The organism is Inediibacterium massiliense (assembly GCF_001282725.1).
Classification (GTDB): domain Bacteria; phylum Bacillota; class Clostridia; order Peptostreptococcales; family Thermotaleaceae; genus Anaerophilus; species Anaerophilus massiliensis.
Genome location: NZ_LN876586.1, coordinates 30,605 through 50,720 on the forward strand (window position 1 = coordinate 30,605; position 20,116 = coordinate 50,720).

A 20,116-nucleotide genomic window follows, 5' to 3' on the forward strand; every position below is an offset into this window, starting at 1 on the left:
GAGACTATCGAGCTTATTTTTGCAAGAAATAGGGTATATTATACATAACTCATTTGTAAAGAGGTGAAAAGTGTGAAAAAATCATCAGGATTTTTATTAGGATTATTGGTCATAGGAGTGATTTTTGTACTGACTTCTTTTGGGACAATTATTCATTTTATTACTGATTATCAGTGGTTTTCCGAAGTAGGGTATACAAAAATATTTTTAACAAAACTTACTACACAATTTAAGATAGGAATTCCTTTCTTTATTGTACTTACTCTTTTTATTCATTTCTATTTACTGTCCATTAAAAGAAGCTATAACCAAAAAATTCATACATCTTATGTAGGAATAAGTGAAAAGAAAATAAACAGGATTATTCTAGGAATATCAGCGATCTTTTCCTTATTTGCAACCATTACAGTCAATAGCAGTTTATGGTTTGAGATTCTTAAATTTTTCAATGGAACAAATTTTAATATCAAAGATCCTATTTTTCATAATGATGTAGGTTTTTATATGTTTAAGCTTCCATTGATTGAAAGAATGTACTATTTATCCATTAGTTTTATTATATTTTTAGGAATCCTTACAGTGATTTTGTATATGATTTTAGTAAGTGTGAAAAGGCCTACTTTATTTGATGTAAATCATGATATGCAAGGTACTCCGAATAAAAGAATAGACATAGATAATCTAAAGCAGCTTTTTCATATTGCCTTTGGACAGATTATTATTTTAGGAACGATTCTATTTGTTTTATTAGGAATAGGATATGTATTAAAAATGTATGATCTTTTGTATTCTCCTAGAGGAGTAGCTTATGGAGCGAGTTTTACAGATGTTCATGTAACCTTGTGGGTATACAGAATACAAATTGTTTTAGCAGGTATCTCAGCTGTATTATTTATAATAGGAGCAAAAGGGAAAAAGCTAAGATTAGCTCTTACAGGACCAGTCCTTATGGTTTTGATATCTATTTTAGGAAATGTAGCAGCTTTAGGAGTACAAAACTTTATTGTAGCTCCTGATGAAATTTCAAAAGAAAGAAAATATCTTGCGGATCATATTGATTATACCAACAAAGCTTATGGATTAGATGAAATAGAAAAAAAGAAGTTTACAGCAGAACAAAATCTAACAAAAGAAGATATTAAAGAAAATCAAGAGACTTTAAATAATATAAGAATTAATGATTATAGACCTACAAAACAATACTACAATCAAAGACAAGGAATTCGTCTTTATTATCAATTTCATGATGTAGATGTAGATCGATACAACATAGATGGAAAATTGACTCAAGTTTTTCTATCTCCAAGAGAAATAGATGAAAATAAAATAAGCAAACAATGGATCAATCAACACCTAAAATATACTCATGGGTATGGAGTAGCATTGTCTTCTGTACGTGATATTACAGATGAAGGTCAGCCAGATCTTTTGATCAAAGATATTCCTCCTCAATCATTGATAAAAGATTTACAAATTAAACAACCTCAAATTTATTTTGGAGAGCTTACCAATAATTATGTTATTACCAATACAAAAGAAGAAGAATTCGATTATCCTAAAGGAGATGGGAATGCAGAAACTTTTTATAAGGGAAATGCAGGAATCAAATTAGGAGGACTCAACAAAATTTTATATGCCATTAAAGAGGGAAGCTTTAAGATACTCATATCAGGAAATATTACAAAAGATAGTAAAATTTTACTTTATAGAAATATAGAAGAAAGAGCTAGAAAAATCGCACCTTTTATTTACTATGATGATGATCCTTATTTAGTAGTAGAAAATGGAAAAATCTCTTGGATATTAGATGGATATACTTTAAGTGGGAATTATCCTTATGCAAAGCCCTTTGGAGAAGATGATACAAATTATATTAGAAATTCAGTAAAAGTAGTAATAGATGCATATAATGGAGATATTAAATATTATATATCTGATAAAAAAGACCCAGTGATCAAAACTATGGCAAAGATATTCCCTGATTTATTTGTAAGCATGGATCAAATGCCAAAGGAAATTAAAAGTCATATAAGATACCCGCAAGCTTTCTTTGATATACAAGCAGATATCTATAAAACTTATCATATGAATGATATAGATGTATTTTATCAACAAGAGGATTTATGGGATATTGCCAATGAAATATATGATCGAGAAAAACAACAAATGGAATCTAACTATTTTGTTATGAAGCTTCCAGAAGAAGAAAAAGAGGAGTTTTTGCTTACGATTCCATATACACCAAAAAATAAACCAAACTTAACAGCTCTTTTAATGGCACGAAATGATGGAGAAAATTATGGAAAGCTCATTATTTATACAATGCCAAAGCAAAAAAACATTTATGGACCTATGCAGATTGAGTCTAAAATTGATCAAGACACAAATATTTCTAAAGAATTTTCTTTATGGGGACAGAAGGGATCTACTTATATTAGAGGAAATGTAATGACCATCCCTATTGAGAACTCACTTTTATATGTAGAGACAATTTATTTAAAAGCAGATAATGAAAATAGCCTTCCAGAGGTAAAAAGAGTAGTTGTAGCTTATGGAGACAAGATTGCTTATGAAAGTACATTAGAAAAAGCTTTAGAGAGCTTATTTGGAGTAGAGGAAGAAATATCACCTACTATACCAACAAAAGAAGAAGAGGTAATGGATACAAAAGGATTGATTGTAAAGGCAAATGAATTATTTAAAAAGGCAGAAGAATCTCAAAGAAATGGAAATTGGGCAGAGTATGGGAAATACATTGATGAATTAAGAGGAGTTTTAGAAAAATTAAATCAAATGTAAAAGGGAATCCTATGGATTCCCTGATCTTGTAGACAAAGTCATAAAAAACGTCACTGATTTTCAAATTTGGAAAATATAAAGAAACGCTCGAAAATAGCATTACAAACTCGCTATGTTCAAACAGTGTAATGCTAATCATTTTCTTACTTATTCTATATTTTCACAAATTCTCAATAAATGTTCCGCATTTTATGACTTTGCTAAAATATACTTTGTATTTAGTATAAAAGGGAATCCTATGGATTCCCTTTTAACTATATAAATAGAAAAATACTTAAAAGCTGTTGATAGACCATTTGAATAGGAGGCCCCATAATTTTGTCTATCATATTGGTAATAATCAGTAGTGCTAAAATAAATCTTCCTTTTGAAGCAATTTCATAATAGATAGGTTTATCCTTCATCCCTAATATTCCAAATAAAATATGAGATCCATCTAGTGGCGGAATAGGAAGAAGGTTAAATACAAATAAAACTACATTGATCCATACAGTGTAATCAAAAACTTCCATGAAAGTATTGTAAAAGTTACCTAACAAGGTAGCTGGAGTAATTTTCATAATGGTAAGAAAAAATATTGCAATGAGTAAATTCATCGCAGGGCCAGCTAAAGATACTAAAATATCATCTCTTTTGGGATTTTTAAAATTATTTTCATTAATATGAACAGGCTTTGCCCATCCAAAACCAGCTAAAAGAATAAATAAAAATCCGAAAGGGTCGATATGTACGCCTGGATTTAAAGAAAGCCTTCCTTCATCTTGTGGAGTATGATCTCCTAACCAAACAGCTACTTGTGCATGAGCATACTCATGAAAGGCAAATCCTATAATGATACCAGGAATAATTAAAAGTGTTTGTCTAATATCCATTCATTTCCTCCTTTATTGGACCAAAGTATATGTATATATTATACCAAAAGATAAGATTGAAAAACACTTGCTTATGAAAAAACATATATTTTCATGAGAGGACATGACAAAGTCTATTTTAGGAGTTGAAGAATTTATAAATATTGTTTATAATATACTCAAAATATAAAATTGCAATAAAGGCAGAGTAGGTATTTGTGCGTCAAGTGCTAAAAGAACGGGAAGTTGTCTTTTAGACGAAGAGCAAAATTTAGCTTGCGATACATTCACCGCATTCCGCTGCCGCAAAAGGGTTTATTCTTTCTTTTGCCGGCATATTGCAGGAAAAGGAGGAGTAAAATGAAAAAGTCACAGAAGTTAGTGTATTTGAGTTTACTAGTATCCATAGAGATTGTGCTAACTAGGTTTTTTGCTATTGAAACCCCTATTATTAGAATTGGGTTTGGTTTTTTACCTGTAGCTATGTGTGGAGCTATATTTGGACCAGTTTCAGCAGGACTAACTGCAGCAGTAGCAGATATTTTGGGAATGATGATTTTTCCAAAGGGGGCTTATTTTCCAGGTTTTACTTTAAGCGCTTTTTTGGGAGGAACGATTTATGGAGTATTTCTTTATCAAAAAGAAGTAAATTTAAAAAGAGTAAGTATAGCTGTTTTTGTAATTACAATATTTGTTAATTTGTTTTTAAATACTTGTTGGTTAAGTATGATTACAGGAAAAGCGGCACAAATTTTAATGATTCCAAGATTAAAAAAAGAAATTATTATGTTTCCAATTCATGTATATTTAATTTTTACAGTATATAAGTCTATGGATAAAATAGGAATATTTTTTCCAAAGCTAAATCATAAAACGAAGTAATATAAGACGTAAAATCATTATATAGATTCACATTGATAAAATTATTGGAATGAAAAAAAGAACCTTATTTGATTTAATGGTAGTATGATCATACCTTAGTCAAGGGAGGTTCTTTTTGATTTACTATAATAATACAACAATTTTTGAAAAAAACTCCATGTTATTGTAAAATGTGTTAATTTCAAAATTATCTAAAAGAGTAAAAGGAGATAACTACGAAAGAAAGGGGAATAAGATTATGGATAATTCAAAGCATTTACCAAAAGGTACATTATTCTTAATTAGTATATTTATAATTATATTTATATTAGATAAAATAGTACTTAAAGGAATATTATTTGAATGGGGTGCTCTAAAAAAAGATGCAGTATTAATAAAAAGGGAATATTGGAGGGTTATAACTGCATCGTTTTTTCATGGAGGAATTATCCATATATTAGCAAATATAATAGGTTTGTATTGTGTAGGTCGATTATTAGAAAGAGAAATTGGGAGTGTTGGATTAAATAGTATATTTATAATTGGAAATATTATAACTAATATACTATTTATGGTTACATACTCTTTTGAGTCGTCTATTGGAGGATCCCCAGGGATTTATGCATTGATAGGTGTTGTTTTGATACTATGCTTTAAAGAAAAAAAGCTTTTAGAAACATATTTACACAATAGAGAATTGGATTCGTTAATAGTTTATTTTATTGCAGGCAATTTCAAAGGATTAGATGCATTATTTGTTCATTCGGTAGGATTTTCTACTGGTATTATAATTAGTATGCTATGCAGCAAGGTACGTTAATTTAAAATAGTTCCAACACAAAATAGTTGTAAGTTAGTTGCACATAAAAGTTTTTAGTAGGGGTAATGAGACGGTAGTTGTTACCAAAGGAACACTCAATTATATTTTTAAATAACAATCAGCTATACATATTGAAATTACTATATTTTTACTTTGATACTTTCTAAAATTTTGAAAAAACTAAGATTTGTCATAGATTACTTTAAAATAGAGTTATGATAAACTCAAAAATAAGTTTTCGCCAATATAAGAATTTTAAAAAAGCACAGTCAAGCTATTTTAATTACTTGACTGTGCTTTTTTATTTGTCAAAATGTTTATTGTGTAAAATGGAGTTTTCCTTCTATAACAGCTACCGTCCTATTATCCACTAATGTGGTTAGGTCAATTATCTGATCGAGGCAAGGAACTTAAAAGGATTAATACTAAACGTGTACGTCTGCTACATCTGAATATTTATTTGAATTTATACAAATACTATTTTTGAATATATTATTAAAGGAGGTGTCATATATGCCGGGAAAAGCTAAACAATACGTTGACCAAGGTATGTCATCAGTGCAAAGTACTGTTAACACATTACAACAAGCACTTAATTCTGCGGAAAAACCAGACAACAAAAACAAGATTCAACAAGCAATAAATTCACTTAATTCTGCAAATCAACAATTATCTGGGTATCAAGATTAGTAAGTATCTAAATCAATTTTTTATTAAAACCTATTAAAAACACTTTACTCTGACTTACTCAGAGTAAAGTGTTTCTTCATATGCGTCCACAGTATGGGTTCTTATAACTTATGCAGTGATGTCTTAGTGATTCAGGAGTTCTTATACTATGATAAAATAAGTAATACGCAGTTGTAGAAAAATACAAAGCAAATATTAATCCAGTATTGATTTATGACAATTACCTGATATTCTAAGTATAAATTAATGAATGAATTTCCTTTGGAATAGCGACCTTTGGTAGTTCACCATCCATACCTAAATAATAATGTCTTATTGGATTTAGGTTTTCATTTAACTCATATACAAGAGGTATTCCAGTAGGAATGTTTAAAGTTGAAACTCCATCATCAGGTATGTTGTCTAAATATCTTACTAAAGCTCTTAAAGTATTACCATGAGCAGATATAATCACTTTTTTCCCTGATTTAATAGAAGGTGCAATAGTATTATGCCAATAGACTAACACTCTCTTTTCTGTATTATTAAGATTTTCTGTAAGAGGAATGTCTGAGGTTCTCAAATCTTTATATTTTAATTCTAGACCAGGATATCTTTTATCTGTCTTTTCTATTGCGGGAGGTGTGACATATACAGACCTTCTCCATTTGTTAACCGGTTCTTCTCCATATTTTTTAGATGTTTCTTCCTTATCTAGACCTTGAAGTGCACCAAATGGCATCAGGGACGGTTAAGAACTTTTATTATTTATAAAATTCAAATGAAATGTTTTTAGGGGTTAGGTTAATGGGGTTTATAATGAAAAAAAAGCATTAACCGTCCCTGAGATTCCTGAGATTCTGAGATTCCTGAGATTTATTTAAAAATCTTTATCTACTATGAAAATAATATCAAAGAAAAAACTTGACTTATTATAGTCAAGTCTATTCACAGGTTGCTCATTCATTTAGATGAATAATAACAGTCTGTGTCTCTTCATTCCAATCTACTTTAGCCCCTAGCCATTCAGAAGCATATCTTACTGGAATAAATGTTCTTCCTTCTTTGATCTCTGGAGTAGTATCCATATATACTTCTTGTCCGTTTCGTAGAGCTTTAGGGCTACCAATAATCATATCTACTCTATTATTTCCTTTGATACCCCATACTTTTCTTTCATTTGGATTTGTAAAGTCATAATCTACCTCTGCCCCTAGAGCTTCAAAGATTGCCCTAAATGGAATCATTGTTCTACCATTTCTTAAATATGGAGGTACATCAACATTTACCTTTATTCCATTTACTTCAACTGTTAGTTCTTTTGGTGTTGTAACTTGTGGTACTTCTCCAACTGGTTTTCCTGTTTTTACATCTATTCCATCAAATACTTTACAATTATTTTTATATGCAAAATCTTGTATTTTTTTAATTGCTTCTTGTTCTGAAACATTAATTTTGTTCAGTCCTAAAACTTCACGATAAATATTCACTTCTTCTAATGCAGTTACTTCTGGAATCTTTCTTTGTTCACTTTTTTTATTAAGTTCTCTTAATCTTTCCATGTGATCAATATTTCCTGCCATATTTACATATTCTGTTTTTTCTATAGGAACACCATCAATAGAATAGATACTTTCTACTGCATAATCATACCATAGATTAATAACTGCTTCTTTCATAATTACTTTATTCATTGCTTCATCTAGTTTTTCATTGCCTGTAAATTTTTGCACTTTCGTATCTCTTTGTACTTCTCTTACGAGATAACTATTTTTACCATCTGGTACATGATTGTCGTATATTTTATAAACAATCTCTCCAATTTTAACAAAATCTTTTGACGCTTCTGTTGGCAACGGTGTTGATACATAAGTTCTATCATTTGCAGGGTGTGTTGGATCTTTGACGATATTATCTGCAAAGACAGGGATTGCCATAGTGCTAACAATTAATGCTGTTACTAACATTCGTTTTAAAGTCTTATGTTTTGCCATGTTCCTTCCTCCTTTTATTGTTGTTTGAATTTTTAATTACCTTATATATTAATAAATATAGGTTTTTCTAGCAATGTCAAGGTATTTTGGTATATATTAGAAAGTATTTCACGCACTAGATATTATACAGTATTTTGTAGAAATTTGTAATAGAAGATTACAAATTACACATCAGGGACGGTTAAGAACTTTTAGGCATTAGTTTTATTATTTATAAAATTCAAATGAGACATTTTTAGGGGTTAGGTTAATGGGGTTTATAATGAAGAAAAAGCATTAACTGGGTTAAGATTACTGGTGATCTAGGAGATTAATTAATACCTAAACATACATTTGAGGAATAGTTGAAAGTTAAATAGAAGTATATAACTATATGAAAAATTTACAAAAAATGTTAAAATGAATTTGGATAGTTTATACGCTAAACTAATGGTTAGTACTTATTAACATTATTAAAGGAGGTATTTAGACAGTGAATTGTAGGAAATATATATCAAATATTATTTTAACTATTTTTTTAATTACTTTAACAGGATGCTCAAGTGTTACTAGTACAGCCATAGAACTTCCAGAAATCAAAGAAGCACAATTGTCTTATCCTGCTAATATCGAGGATCTTTATATACTTCCAATAAATGAAAACAGGGTTATAGTATATGACTATGACACAGAATTATCTGGAATATATACTACAGAAGGTGAAGAAATTGTAGCCCCAAAGTCAATGTATCCATATAATTGTGAAAATGGATATGTTTTAGTTGGTGAAAATAAAAAAGAAGATGCACATTTATATGACACTGATCCTGATGTATATCAAACTTTCAAACTAATTAATGTTAATGGAGATGAAATAAAGAAGCTCGATCATCGAATAACGGGTATTTGTTTTTCAAAACTTTCATTAACACTAGTAAAAACTCCAGTATATTCATTTGAATCAAATAGAAAATTTGGATTATATAACTATAAAGGTGAAATTATTCACCCTTCAACTATAGACAGTGCCCCAATAACTCTTGGAGAAGGTTTCATAGGATTTACAGAAAACGACCAATGGGGATGCTTAGATATGTCTGGAAATGTTGTAATACAGCCACAATACGATCAGATATATAACTTTTCTAATAATATGACTCGAGTTTGTAAAGATGGTAAGTTTGGAATAATTAACAAGAAAAATGATTTTATACTTCCATTAAAATTTGATTTTTTAGATCCTTTTGAAAAAGATTATCTTTATAGTAGATATGCAATAAAAAATAAAAATTCAGAGTCCCAAGATAATGACATGAAATATGGAATTATCAATAAAGATGGAAACATTGTTGTTGAAGCAAAATATGATCAAATCAGATTATATGATGATGGTTATATTTTCTGCACAAATGAAAAAGAAGGATTCCAAAGTTTTAATAAAGATATATATATTCCAGCTATTTATGATTCGATTGAAATTTGTAAAAATAATAAAAAATTTTTTAATGTAAAAAAAGGTGAAGAAGAAGGCGTTATTAATAGTAAAAATCAAATAATAATTCCTTTTGCGAAACAGTTTATATGTCCTATTTATAAAGGCTTTTTAATCGAAAAAAATGGTAAAACCTCTATTTTTAATAAAGAAGGTAAATTTATCATGGATACTAAATATACATTTGAAAGCAGGGTACATCCTACAATAACAGACTTTTGTGAACCAGTAGTACTAAATAATAAATGGGGGTTAATAAATAGGGAAGAAGAAACACTGATTGAACCTAAATATGATTATCTTACTGTATGGGATAATGACAATATTATAGTTAAACTTAAAGATAAATATGGAGTTGTAAATATGAGAGGACAATTGTTAATTCCTATAGAATATGACTTGATTACACCTATTTTAAACAAAGATGAAAGTGTAAAGACTTTGTTTCTGTTTAAAGACAACAAAAGTTATTATTGCAACAGATAAAACCAATAAGGTATATGATACTGATCTAATAGTAAAAAAATTAAAAGACCCTTAAAATATGGGTCTTTTTTATATAAAACAATTCTATAAATAAAGGAAAATGAAAAAAGGATCCTTTGCTCAATAATCGCAAAGGTCTGATTGAAAAAGTGCTCCCAAAAGCCTTGTACGATTACATCAAGTGAATTTTGTTCCATCGTTCTGATAGAGGATTTGCTGTCAAAGGTGTTGAATAGTTTACAGTCATCAGTACAGTCATCAGCAGTCATCAGGTCATCAGGGACGGTTAAGAACTTTTATTATTTATAAAATTCAAATGACATCTTCTTAGGGGTGAGGTTAATGGGGGTTATAATGAAGAAAAAGCATTAACGGGGTTAAGATTACTGGTGATCTAGGAGATTAATTAATACCTAAACATAGATTTGAGGAATAGTTGAATTTAAAATAGAGATATAGAACTACGTTGATATTTACCATATGATGCTAAAATATGTTAATATTATGTATAAAATAAATTTTTTACAAATTAATGTTTATGAATAAAAAGCAAATATTATATGGGAGGTTGAAAAATTGTTTAGTTATATAAAAAATCAAAAAGAACTTATTAAAATTTTTATTCTGGTTAATACTATTATTTTCTTTATATCTACATATACTTTTGCTGAAAGCATGCCCAATTTTATTCAGAAGCTTCCATCTGATCCATGTTTTTTAAAACATCCAGGTAACATAGCAATAGATAATATAGGAAATATATATGTAACTGATGAAGTGAAAAATTGCGTACATAAATTAGATTCGAATGGTAATCATATAGTATCTTGGGGGAATGAAGGAAGTTCTAATGGTCAGTTTGATTATCCTCAAGACATAGTCTTAGATAACATAGGTAATATCTATGTAGTAGACACTGGGAATGATCGTATCCAAAAGTTTAATACTGATGGAAAGTATATTACTTCTTGGGGGAATAAGGGTGACAAGGATGGACAATTTAACTCTCCATTTGGTATAGCAATAGATCATGCAGGCAATATTTATGTAGCTGATACTTATAACAATCGTATCCAAAAGTTCAATGCTGATGGCAAATATATTACTTCTTGGGGTAGCGAAAGAGATAAACCTGGACAATTTAATTTTCCACGAGGTATAGCAATAGATCATATAGGAAATATATATGTAGTTGATACAGGTAATCATCGTATCCAAAAGTTTAATGCTGATGGCAAATACATTACTTCTTGGGGAGATAAAGGAGATAAGGCTGAGCAATTTGATGATCCATTTGCCATAGCAATAGATTATGTAGGAAATATATATATAGCTGATACGTATAACAATCGTATTCAAAAGTTTAATGCTGATGGCAAATACATTACTTCTTGGGGTAGCTTTGGTGATAAACCTGGACAATTTAATTTTCCACGAAGTATAGCAATAGATCATGTAGGAAATATATATGTAACAGATACGTCTAAAGAAGTTATCCAAAAGTTTAATTTTAATGGAACTTTTATCACCTATTTTGGAGATTCAGGTAACAAAAAAGGGCAATTTAAATATCCATCTGATATAACAGTAGACCACTTAGGGAATATGTATGTAGCTGATACATATAATCATCGTATCCAAAAGTTCAATGCTGATGGCAAATATATTACTTCTTGGGGTAGCGAAGGAGATAAACCTGGACAATTTAATTTTCCACGAGGTATAGCAATAGATCATATAGGAAATATATATGTAGTTGATACAGGTAATCATCGTATTCAAAAGTTCGATACTGATGGTAAATATATTACTACTTGGGGTAACGAAGGAGATAAAGCTGGGCAATTTAAATGCCCATATAGCATAGCAATAGATAGTAAAAGCAATATATATATAGCAGATCAGGATAATGATCGCATTCAAAAGTTTAATTCTAATGGACAGTATATTACTTCTTGGGGCTGTGAGGGGTATGACAAAGGTGAATTTAAAAGTATTGTTGATATAGCAATAGATAGTGAAGATAATATATATGTAGTTGATTTATCAACGAAATATATCCAAAAGTTTAATGTTGATGGAAAGTATATCACTTCTTGGAAAATAAATAAAAAAAATAAATTTACAAGTTCATACGGTATAGCAATAGATCATATAGGAAATATATATATATCAGACACATATAAAGAACAAATACAACAATTTAGTTCCAATGGAACTTTTATTACATATTGGGGCAGTGCAGGAAATAATGAGGGGCAATTCAACAGTCCTACTAGGATAATAGTAGATAGTAAAGGAAATATATATGTAGTGGATACAGGTAATCATCGTATACAATTTATGGATATGAAATTTCCAAGAACTAATCTCACTACCCTATCTAAATAAAAAGGTTAATTAACTTTCTTAGGGAGTGTAAATCATTCTGTGTATTCTCTCTTTTTATAGCAAAGAATATCATCAGGGACGGTTAAGAACTTTTATCATCAGGGACGGTTAAGAACTTTTATTATTTATAAAATTCAAATGAAATGTTTTTAGGGGTTAGGTTAATGGGGTTTATAATGAAGAAAAAGCATTAACCTTCCCTAAGATTCTTACCTAAGATTCTATTAACCGTCCCTAAGATTCTAAGATTTCTAAGTTATGATTTATAATGATATTAAATACTACTAAGGAGTTTAGCTTATGAATAAAACAACAAGAAATATGCATTGTGTAGCTCTAATACTTGCGGTACTATCTGGAAGTCTATTTTTGATATACTCAATTATTTCTCTTTATCTAGATAAAAATATGATCAATAGTATTCATGCCTTTTTAGCAGGTCTAATAATATTTTATGGAGTTTATATAGTGTTAAAAACGAAATCCTCTCCAAGTTATATGAGAAGAGTATCATTGTTATATTTTTTATGTGTTTTTTCTTTCAAGATTCCATTCGGACTAATAATTTTAATGATAATAATGATTTTATTAGCAAATAAATATAGAAACTTAATTAAGTTTCATAGATGATTTACAACTTAATTAACGCAATACAATGATAATTCTGTTGTGTTCATAAAAACAACCTAAAATATTGAAATTATAATCTTACAAGGTGGTTTTTATAATTTTCTTTTTATGTGTTATTTTTTTAATGCAACATATTACATAGTATATTTGTCATATGTTGATTTTGAAGTGAATGTATCATATAGTTGAACAATAGTAGAATCATCAAAAAAGAACCTTCTCTGACAGGTGTATTGGTATACTACCATTCAATCAAAGAAAGTTCTTTTTAAAATTTTTCAAATATAAATTTATATAAAAGGGATGGAATTATGTTTATCTATTTCTTAATATTTTTAATTCTTCTAAAGACATGTCATCTAAGTGCCTTGCCATATGAGAAAATTCTCTACGACTCATGAATCCTTTTTCAATCAAAATTTCTATAATAGTAGCAATAGCTAAAGTGTTTCTATAATCGATTTCTTTTAAATCACCAATTTGTGCATATAAATCAATATCATACATATTGTTACCCCCCTTGGATATTCTATAATGATTATTATTAACTAAATTTAAAACAAATATACATGATGGAGAAAAATTGTATATGGGTCACATAAATGAATTTTATACATAATATAAAATAGGTCTATTTCTTTAGGAGGAGGGGCTATGCAAAAGGAATATGAGATTACTACAGGAACTTATTGTGTAAAGATTATAAAGTATTTGTTTCAAGGTTTGTTTGCTTATCTACAAAGAAATGATCAAAAGCTTGAAAGAATATATTATGAAATGATGGATTTACATATGGATTATATAGAAAAATACTATGAGGATGAAGAAAAAGAAGAAAAATTAAAAGAAAGTATTGAGGAAATCATAAGTATAGTTTCTATAGTAGATGGGAAAGATTTATTAAAAGTAGGAGATGAAGAATATATAGGATTAAAATTAAGAGAAAATATTATACATGATTTGTATATAGAACTTTGGCTTATAGAAAAAGAATTATATTTATATATATTTAAAGGAAAAGAAAGAAAAGAAGAGATTATTCCATTTTGTATCAATGATCCTTACTTAATTCGATTAGACCAAGTATACGAAGCTTTGAGAGAGAAAAGAATTCCTGGACTTTTATCTTTTGTGAGTGAAAAAGGTTAGGTATAAAAAGATAAACATATTGAAATGATATATATAATATGTTAAAATATCTTAAACATGAGGAAAGACAATGATGGGAAATAGTAAATGATATAGTTTCTTTAGAGAGTCGGTGGAAGGTGCAAACCGATGAAGCTTATGATTGAATCCATCCCTGAGTTACAAACTGAACTAAAAGTAGGTTTTGTCGGGTGCGACCGTTATATCGCTAGAAGGTGGACTGAAATATTCAGCCAACAAGGGTGGCAACGCGGAAGAGTAACCTTTCGTCCCTATTTTTAGGGATGAAAGGTTTTTTTATATTTTTTTATAAAGCAGAAGGAGGAAGGAAAATGTTAGATATTAAAAGACTAAGAACGAATCTAGCTGAAGTAAAGGAATTAGTAGAAAGACGTGGACACGGAGATTATGGAATTCATACAGTGGTAGAATTAGATGAAAAAAGAAGAGGAATTCTCCAAGAAGTAGAGCAAATGAAAAATAGACAAAATACAGTTTCAAAAGAAATTCCAAAGCTTAAAAAAGAGGGTAAGGATGCAACATCAGTTTTAGAAGAAATGAAAGGGTTATCTAATAAGATAAAAGAATTAGATGAAGAAGTAAAAAATATAGAAGCACAAATAAAAGATATTCTTCTAGGTATTCCAAATACACCACATCCAAGTGTTCCTGTAGGAGATAGTGATGCAGATAATTTAGAAGTAAAAAAATGGGGAGAGCCTACAAAATTTGATTTTGAACATAAAGCCCATTGGGATATTGGTACTGATTTAGGAATATTAGATTTTGAAACAGCAGCCAAAATTACAGGTACAAGATTTACTGTATACAAAGGATCAGGAGCTAGATTAGAAAGAGCGGTTGTAAACTTTATGCTTGATCTTCATACAACAGAGCATGGATTTACAGAAATACTACCACCATTTATGGTGAATAGAGATAGTATGACAGGAACTGGACAGCTTCCAAAATTTGAAGACGATATGTTCCATATTCCAAGCAAGGACTTTTTCTTGATTCCAACAGCAGAAGTTCCTGTGACAAATCTTTATATGAATGATATTTTAGATGGCGCTAAACTTCCTATTTATCATACCGCTTATACACCTTGTTTTAGAAAAGAAGCAGGTTCAGCAGGAAGGGATACAAGAGGTTTGATTAGACAACATCAATTTAATAAAGTAGAGCTTGTGAAATTTGTAAATCCAGAAGAATCTTATCAAGAATTAGAAGCATTGCTTTTGGCAGCAGAAGAAATACTAAAAAGGTTAAATATTCCTTATAGAGTCGTTAAACTTTGTACAGGAGATTTGGGATTTAGTTCTGCTTGTACTTATGATATTGAAGTATGGATGCCAAGCTATGGAAGATATTTAGAAATTTCTTCTTGTAGCAACTTTGAAGATTTTCAGGCAAGACGTGCTAATATAAGATTTAGACCAGAGGGAAAAGGAAAAGTTGAATATGTGCATACATTAAATGGATCAGGACTTGCAGTCGGAAGAACAGTAGCTGCTATTTTAGAAAATTATCAACAAGAAGATGGATCTGTAATCATTCCAGATGCATTAAGAGGATATATGGGTGGCTTAGAAAGAATTACAAAATAAGAAGGCCTATAGCCTTCTTATTTTGTATACAAAAACTGTCTTGACTTGTCGCAATTTTCATGAGACGATAAATTAAGAAAATATTTACAATAATGAGACAGACAGAAAAATAAGGAGGAAATAGGAATGAGTGAAAGGGTAAAAGGAATAAGCAAAAAACAAAGTTTATTGGCAGATGTTTCTTTACTTTTAGTAGCGATTATTTGGGGTGGCGGATTTATTTTTATGAAGGATAGTCTAGACATTCTAAAGCCTTTTTATATGAATGGAATTCGATTTACATTAGCTTTTGTCACATTAGCCATTATATTTTGGAAAAGATTTATTAAGATTACTAAAAAGGATTTTATCTCTGGAACTATTGTAGGAATTTTTTTGTTTTTAGCATTTATTATCCAAACAATAGGATTACAATATACAACTGCTAGTAAATCTGCATTTTTAACAGGAACCAATGTGGTAATCGTTCCATTTTTAGTGTGGGGAATCACTAGAAAAAGACCAGATGGGTACAATATGATAGGTGCATTTTTGACAGCTATAGGAATCGGACTTTTAACTCTTCAGGGAAGCTTACATATTGGAATAGGAGATAGTCTCACATTATTATGTGCAGTATTATTTGCAGCTCATATTACTTCTGTAGGTCATTTTGCAGAGGATATGGATCCTATTGCACTTGCTACAATTCAAATAGGAGTTACAGGAGTATTGAGTTTAATAGGAGCTTTTATGTTTGAACCTGCTCCTGTATTTGAAGGAAATCTTAAAGATATAGGAATTGCAATTGGTTATATGACTTTTGTATCGACTATGGGTGCATTACTCATTCAGAATGTTGCACAAAAGTATACCGTTTCTACTCATGCAGCTATTATTTTATCTTTAGAATCTGTATTTGGAACTATATTTGGAGTACTTCTTTTAGGAGATTTGTTAACTTCTAAGATGATTTTAGGATGTTTCCTAATTTTCTGCGCCATTATTATTACGGAGACGAAATTAAGTTTTTTATTTCCTGATAAAAAAGAAAAAAATAATATGAGGTAATGAGTTTTATAATAGCTTTACCTAGCTGCTTGTAGGCAAAGTCATAAAAAACGTCACTAAATTTTCAAGTTTGGAAAATATAGTTTATCTTCAGTCTGTAGCTTTACCTAAAAGGTGAAGCTATTATCTTATGGAATAAAAGGAGGAAAATTTATGAAAAAATACAATATTGCAGTGATACCAGGAGATGGAATTGGGATTGAAGTGATGAAGGAAGGAATTAAGGTTTTAAACTTCTTGGAGAATATAGAGTTTACTTTTGATTGGTATGATTGGGGATGCGAATATTATTTAAAACATGGAAAGATGATGGACGATGATGGATTGGAAAAATTAAAAAAGTATGATGCAATTTTGCTTGGAGCTGTAGGATTTCCAGGAGTTGAAGATCATATATCCTTGAGAGGCCTTCTTCTAAAGATTAGACAAGGATTTAATCAATATATCAATCTAAGACCCGTTAGACTTTTAGATGAAAGAGATTGCCCTCTTAAAAATAAAGATGTTCAAGATATTGATATGATATTTGTAAGAGAAAATACAGAAGGGGAATATGCAGGAGTAGGAGGAATACAAAGAGAAGGAACAGATGATGAAGTAGCTATTCAAACTAGTATTTTTACCAAAAGAAACACAAAAAAAGTAATGAAATATGCATTTGAATTAGCTAAAAAAAGAAATAAATTTAATAAAGTAACAAGTGTAACAAAATCTAATGCACTCAATTATAGTATGGTTTTTTGGGATAAAGTTTTTGAAGAAACAGCAAAAGAGTATGAAAGGATACAAAAAGAATCTTTTCATGTGGATGCTACAGCCATGTATATGTTACAAAAGCCAGAAACTTTTGATGTGATTGTTACTTCTAATCTTTTTGGAGATATTTTGACAGATCTAGGAGCTTCCTTACAAGGTGGATTGGGTTTTGCAGCAGGAGCCAATATCAATCCAGAAAGAGAATATCCATCTATGTTTGAACCAGTACATGGATCAGCTCCTGAGATTGCAGGAAAAGGACTTGCAAATCCTATTGCTATGATTTGGTCTGTAAAAATGATGCTTGATTTTTTAGGACATGAGGATTTAGGAGATCAAGTGATGAAAGGAATTGAGAGAGCCTTAGAAGATAGAGAGAAACTTACTCCAGATTTAGGAGGAAAGGGTACTACATCACAAACAGGAGATATCATATGTGAATATATGAAAAAGTAAGATCTAAATTGTAGTGTATTCATGATTTTATGTTTACGTAAGTTTTATAGACAGATATAATAAATATAAAGGAATTCTTTAAAGGGTCATTTGGAGGTGAAAATATGAAATTTGATAGTATTGATGTAGCGAGAGCATCTGTTGAGATTGCTATTTCTTCTTCAAGAGCCATAGAAGAAGAACAAATACAAAAGTTAAAGGAAAAAGGAATAAAGGGTGCAGCTGTAGATATAGGAGGAAATTTAATTCAATCTATTCCTAAGATTATTGAAAGAGCCATTATTGCATCCAGAAAAACAGGAGTCATAAAAGAATCTCATGTTTATGATGGAGCTGTAGCAGGAGCAGCAAGAGAGGCCATTATGCAAGTGGCTATGAAGGCAAATGGATTGAATGTAGGAGGAAAGATCGGAATTGCCAGAAGTGGAGAACATTTAAGTGTATGTATTTTTATGAGTATAGGACTACTTCATTTAAATGAAGTAGTGATGGGACTTGCCCATCGTTCTGTTCCAGATCATATATAAAAATCAAACCTCTATCTTATGAAAGATAGAGGTTTTGCTATTATATTAATAGTTTTAATTTTTTTGCCATATATTCTGTAGTGCTTGCTTGCACAACTAAAGTGACTAATATAGTCATAAATACTACAGATGAAATAATATCATTATGAGGAATATGCATACTTGTAATCATTCCAGATAATGCTGCTGGGATAACTCCTGTTTCTCTTACCCATGTAATAAAAAGCTTATCGTTAAGAGTCCATTTTTCTTTTCTATAAAGACTTGTACAAACCCATACGACAATAGGTCTTGCAATAAACATAAGAATTAAAACAATGACAAGTGATAGTTTCCAATATTTAGATAGAGCGATAAAATCTACATGAGTTCCTAATAATATAAAAATGCTCATTCTCATCAATAATGATAAAGTTTCTCTTACATGAGTTTGAGTTGAAAAATTTTCTTCAGGAACAAAAAATCCAAAGTTTTTTTTATTTCCACAAACAAGTCCTAATATAAATGTTGCCATGTATCCACTTCCATGAATAGCTTCAGCTAAAGTAAAAGAAATGACCACACCTAGTATAGAAATAATAGGAGCATATTCTTTGAAAATACCATATTTTTCATCAATAGAAAATGAAAATAATATACCCATTATGATTCCTACAGCAGCTCCTCCTAAAATCATAATCAATAGATTTACTATATTTCCCTGTAGAGAAAAGGTTCCTGAGTGGATAATCGTTAAAATAGAAAATACCAATATAGCTCCAGCTGCATCATTAAAGGCAGATTCACTGATTACGGCTTGTTTTACGTTATCCTTTATATGTACCTTTTGAAATACAGGTACTAATGTGGCAGGATCTGTAGAGGCAATTACTGATCCTAACAGAAGAGCGTAAATAAAATCTATATGAAATACATACATAATAATGGTTCCCATAATTAAGGCAGATAAAAATACTCCTACAGTAGATAAAAGACCTACAGTAATTTTAATATTGTTAAGAATAGATAGTTTAATTTCTCTTCCTCCATCATATAGTATAAATGCGGAACCAAAAGTTAGAATAAGTTGATAAGTAATAGCGTTTCCATGGATATCAATAAGATTTAATCCAGCAGGACCAATAATAATTCCTGCAATTAAAAATAGAACCACATCAGGAAGTTTTATAAACTTACTAATTTTCCCAGAAACCATTCCAGCAATAATTACTGTAACAAAGGCAATAAACATTTTGTGTGTAGCTACAATAGCAGCAGTTTCCATAAAAAATCCTCCTCTCTCTTTTAAAAAACTATAGGTTAAAAAGTGAAAACTCAATCATTATATAACGATCTTTACACATATGCAAGAGGTCTTTTATATTTTGGAAAAAATGAATTTTTTCCGTCAAAAACTTGAAAATGATGAAATACTTCGATTTTTTACATATTAAATATGATAAATTATATTGGAGTTTGTAGAAAAAGTCATAAAAAACGTCACTAAATTTTCAAATTTGGAAAATATATAGAAACGATCGAAAATAGCATTACAAACTCACTATGTTCAAACAGTGTAATGCTAAGCATTTTCTCACTTATTCTATATTTTCACAA

The 20,116-nt window shown here is 29.7% G+C and carries 16 protein-coding genes, 1 riboswitch and 1 other annotated feature; of the genes, 11 read left to right on the plus strand and 5 right to left on the minus strand.

The window, feature by feature from the left end; all coding sequences use genetic code 11:
- The first annotated feature begins 72 nt into the window (after positions 1 to 72).
- Positions 73 to 2,799 (plus strand): UPF0182 family membrane protein, encoded by a 2,727-nt coding sequence (locus BN2409_RS04045; RefSeq protein ID WP_110942941.1) that lies wholly within the window; start codon positions 73 to 75, stop codon positions 2,797 to 2,799.
- A gap of 254 nt (positions 2,800 to 3,053) precedes the next feature.
- Here the strand turns inward: BN2409_RS04045 and BN2409_RS04050 are convergent, their stop codons facing one another.
- Positions 3,054 to 3,671 (minus strand): site-2 protease family protein, encoded by a 618-nt coding sequence (locus tag BN2409_RS04050; protein WP_053955391.1) that lies wholly within the window; start codon positions 3,669 to 3,671, stop codon positions 3,054 to 3,056.
- 181 nt (positions 3,672 to 3,852) lie between these two features.
- Positions 3,853 to 3,955: riboswitch (THF riboswitch) on the plus strand.
- A 55-nt stretch (positions 3,956 to 4,010) separates the two neighbouring features.
- Between BN2409_RS04050 and BN2409_RS04055 the strand changes: the two genes are divergently transcribed.
- From BN2409_RS04055 to BN2409_RS17105, 3 genes are all read left to right on the plus strand, one after another.
- A complete protein-coding gene (locus tag BN2409_RS04055; protein ID WP_053955392.1) occupies positions 4,011 to 4,532 on the plus strand; it encodes a folate family ECF transporter S component in 522 nt (173 codons plus the stop codon).
- 238 nt (positions 4,533 to 4,770) lie between these two features.
- Complete coding sequence (locus BN2409_RS04060) at positions 4,771 to 5,331, plus strand: rhomboid family intramembrane serine protease (RefSeq protein ID WP_053955393.1); 561 nt, start codon at positions 4,771 to 4,773, stop codon at positions 5,329 to 5,331.
- 513 nt (positions 5,332 to 5,844) lie between these two features.
- The gene (locus tag BN2409_RS17105) at positions 5,845 to 6,021 is read left to right on the plus strand and encodes a hypothetical protein (RefSeq protein ID WP_199872917.1); all 177 of its coding nucleotides are present in this window, start codon (positions 5,845 to 5,847) and stop codon (positions 6,019 to 6,021) included.
- 232 nt (positions 6,022 to 6,253) lie between these two features.
- Here the strand turns inward: BN2409_RS17105 and BN2409_RS04065 are convergent, their stop codons facing one another.
- On the minus strand, positions 6,254 to 6,742 hold the full coding sequence (locus tag BN2409_RS04065) for a 2,3-bisphosphoglycerate-dependent phosphoglycerate mutase (RefSeq protein WP_110942942.1): 489 nt from the start codon (positions 6,740 to 6,742) through the stop codon (positions 6,254 to 6,256).
- 217 nt (positions 6,743 to 6,959) lie between these two features.
- Positions 6,960 to 7,994 (minus strand): stalk domain-containing protein, encoded by a 1,035-nt coding sequence (locus BN2409_RS04070; RefSeq protein ID WP_053955394.1) that lies wholly within the window; start codon positions 7,992 to 7,994, stop codon positions 6,960 to 6,962.
- A gap of 472 nt (positions 7,995 to 8,466) precedes the next feature.
- On the opposite strand from BN2409_RS04070, the gene BN2409_RS04075 reads away from it, so the two are divergent.
- Positions 8,467 to 9,951 carry a WG repeat-containing protein gene (locus BN2409_RS04075; protein ID WP_053955395.1) on the plus strand — a complete coding sequence of 495 codons (1,485 nt, stop codon included), beginning with the start codon at positions 8,467 to 8,469 and terminating at the stop codon, positions 9,949 to 9,951.
- Positions 9,952 to 10,527: 576 nt separating this feature from the next.
- Positions 10,528 to 12,342 carry a 6-bladed beta-propeller gene (locus BN2409_RS04080; protein ID WP_053955396.1) on the plus strand — a complete coding sequence of 605 codons (1,815 nt, stop codon included), beginning with the start codon at positions 10,528 to 10,530 and terminating at the stop codon, positions 12,340 to 12,342.
- A 945-nt stretch (positions 12,343 to 13,287) separates the two neighbouring features.
- Here BN2409_RS04080 and BN2409_RS04090 read toward each other — a convergent pair.
- Complete coding sequence (locus tag BN2409_RS04090; protein ID WP_053955398.1) at positions 13,288 to 13,479, minus strand: hypothetical protein; 192 nt, start codon at positions 13,477 to 13,479, stop codon at positions 13,288 to 13,290.
- Between the two features lie 147 nt (positions 13,480 to 13,626).
- On the opposite strand from BN2409_RS04090, the gene BN2409_RS04095 reads away from it, so the two are divergent.
- The 5 genes from BN2409_RS04095 to BN2409_RS04115 all read left to right on the plus strand — a co-directional run bounded on the left by BN2409_RS04095 (position 13,627) and on the right by BN2409_RS04115 (position 18,520).
- Positions 13,627 to 14,121: a hypothetical protein gene (locus BN2409_RS04095; protein WP_053955399.1), complete on the plus strand. Its 495-nt coding sequence runs from the start codon at positions 13,627 to 13,629 to the stop codon at positions 14,119 to 14,121.
- A 61-nt stretch (positions 14,122 to 14,182) separates the two neighbouring features.
- Positions 14,183 to 14,398: a binding site (T-box leader), on the plus strand.
- A 55-nt stretch (positions 14,399 to 14,453) separates the two neighbouring features.
- The gene (gene serS / locus BN2409_RS04100; RefSeq protein WP_053955400.1) at positions 14,454 to 15,731 is read left to right on the plus strand and encodes a serine--tRNA ligase; all 1,278 of its coding nucleotides are present in this window, start codon (positions 14,454 to 14,456) and stop codon (positions 15,729 to 15,731) included.
- Between the two features lie 126 nt (positions 15,732 to 15,857).
- Entirely contained in the window at positions 15,858 to 16,781 is a 924-nt protein-coding gene (locus tag BN2409_RS04105; RefSeq protein WP_053955401.1) for a DMT family transporter, read from the plus strand.
- 153 nt (positions 16,782 to 16,934) lie between these two features.
- A complete protein-coding gene (locus tag BN2409_RS04110) occupies positions 16,935 to 17,993 on the plus strand; it encodes a tartrate dehydrogenase (RefSeq protein WP_053955402.1) in 1,059 nt (352 codons plus the stop codon).
- A 104-nt stretch (positions 17,994 to 18,097) separates the two neighbouring features.
- The gene (locus tag BN2409_RS04115) at positions 18,098 to 18,520 is read left to right on the plus strand and encodes a HutP family protein (protein ID WP_053955403.1); all 423 of its coding nucleotides are present in this window, start codon (positions 18,098 to 18,100) and stop codon (positions 18,518 to 18,520) included.
- Positions 18,521 to 18,560: 40 nt separating this feature from the next.
- Here the strand turns inward: BN2409_RS04115 and BN2409_RS04120 are convergent, their stop codons facing one another.
- A complete protein-coding gene (locus BN2409_RS04120; RefSeq protein ID WP_053955404.1) occupies positions 18,561 to 19,784 on the minus strand; it encodes a cation:proton antiporter in 1,224 nt (407 codons plus the stop codon).
- Positions 19,785 to 20,116 lie beyond the last annotated feature (332 nt).

Coding starts and splice junctions, on each gene's coding strand:
- BN2409_RS04050 (WP_053955391.1), bottom strand. CDS start 3,671: ATGGATATTAGACAAACACTTTTAATTATTCCTGGTATCATTATAGGA.
- BN2409_RS04055 (WP_053955392.1), top strand. CDS start 4,011: ATGAAAAAGTCACAGAAGTTAGTGTATTTGAGTTTACTAGTATCCATA.
- BN2409_RS04060 (WP_053955393.1), top strand. CDS start 4,771: ATGGATAATTCAAAGCATTTACCAAAAGGTACATTATTCTTAATTAGT.
- BN2409_RS17105 (WP_199872917.1), top strand. CDS start 5,845: ATGCCGGGAAAAGCTAAACAATACGTTGACCAAGGTATGTCATCAGTG.
- BN2409_RS04065 (WP_110942942.1), bottom strand. CDS start 6,742: ATGCCATTTGGTGCACTTCAAGGTCTAGATAAGGAAGAAACATCTAAA.
- BN2409_RS04070 (WP_053955394.1), bottom strand. CDS start 7,994: ATGGCAAAACATAAGACTTTAAAACGAATGTTAGTAACAGCATTAATT.
- BN2409_RS04090 (WP_053955398.1), bottom strand. CDS start 13,479: ATGTATGATATTGATTTATATGCACAAATTGGTGATTTAAAAGAAATC.
- BN2409_RS04095 (WP_053955399.1), top strand. CDS start 13,627: ATGCAAAAGGAATATGAGATTACTACAGGAACTTATTGTGTAAAGATT.
- serS (WP_053955400.1), top strand. CDS start 14,454: ATGTTAGATATTAAAAGACTAAGAACGAATCTAGCTGAAGTAAAGGAA.
- BN2409_RS04105 (WP_053955401.1), top strand. CDS start 15,858: ATGAGTGAAAGGGTAAAAGGAATAAGCAAAAAACAAAGTTTATTGGCA.
- BN2409_RS04110 (WP_053955402.1), top strand. CDS start 16,935: ATGAAAAAATACAATATTGCAGTGATACCAGGAGATGGAATTGGGATT.
- BN2409_RS04115 (WP_053955403.1), top strand. CDS start 18,098: ATGAAATTTGATAGTATTGATGTAGCGAGAGCATCTGTTGAGATTGCT.
- BN2409_RS04120 (WP_053955404.1), bottom strand. CDS start 19,784: ATGGAAACTGCTGCTATTGTAGCTACACACAAAATGTTTATTGCCTTT.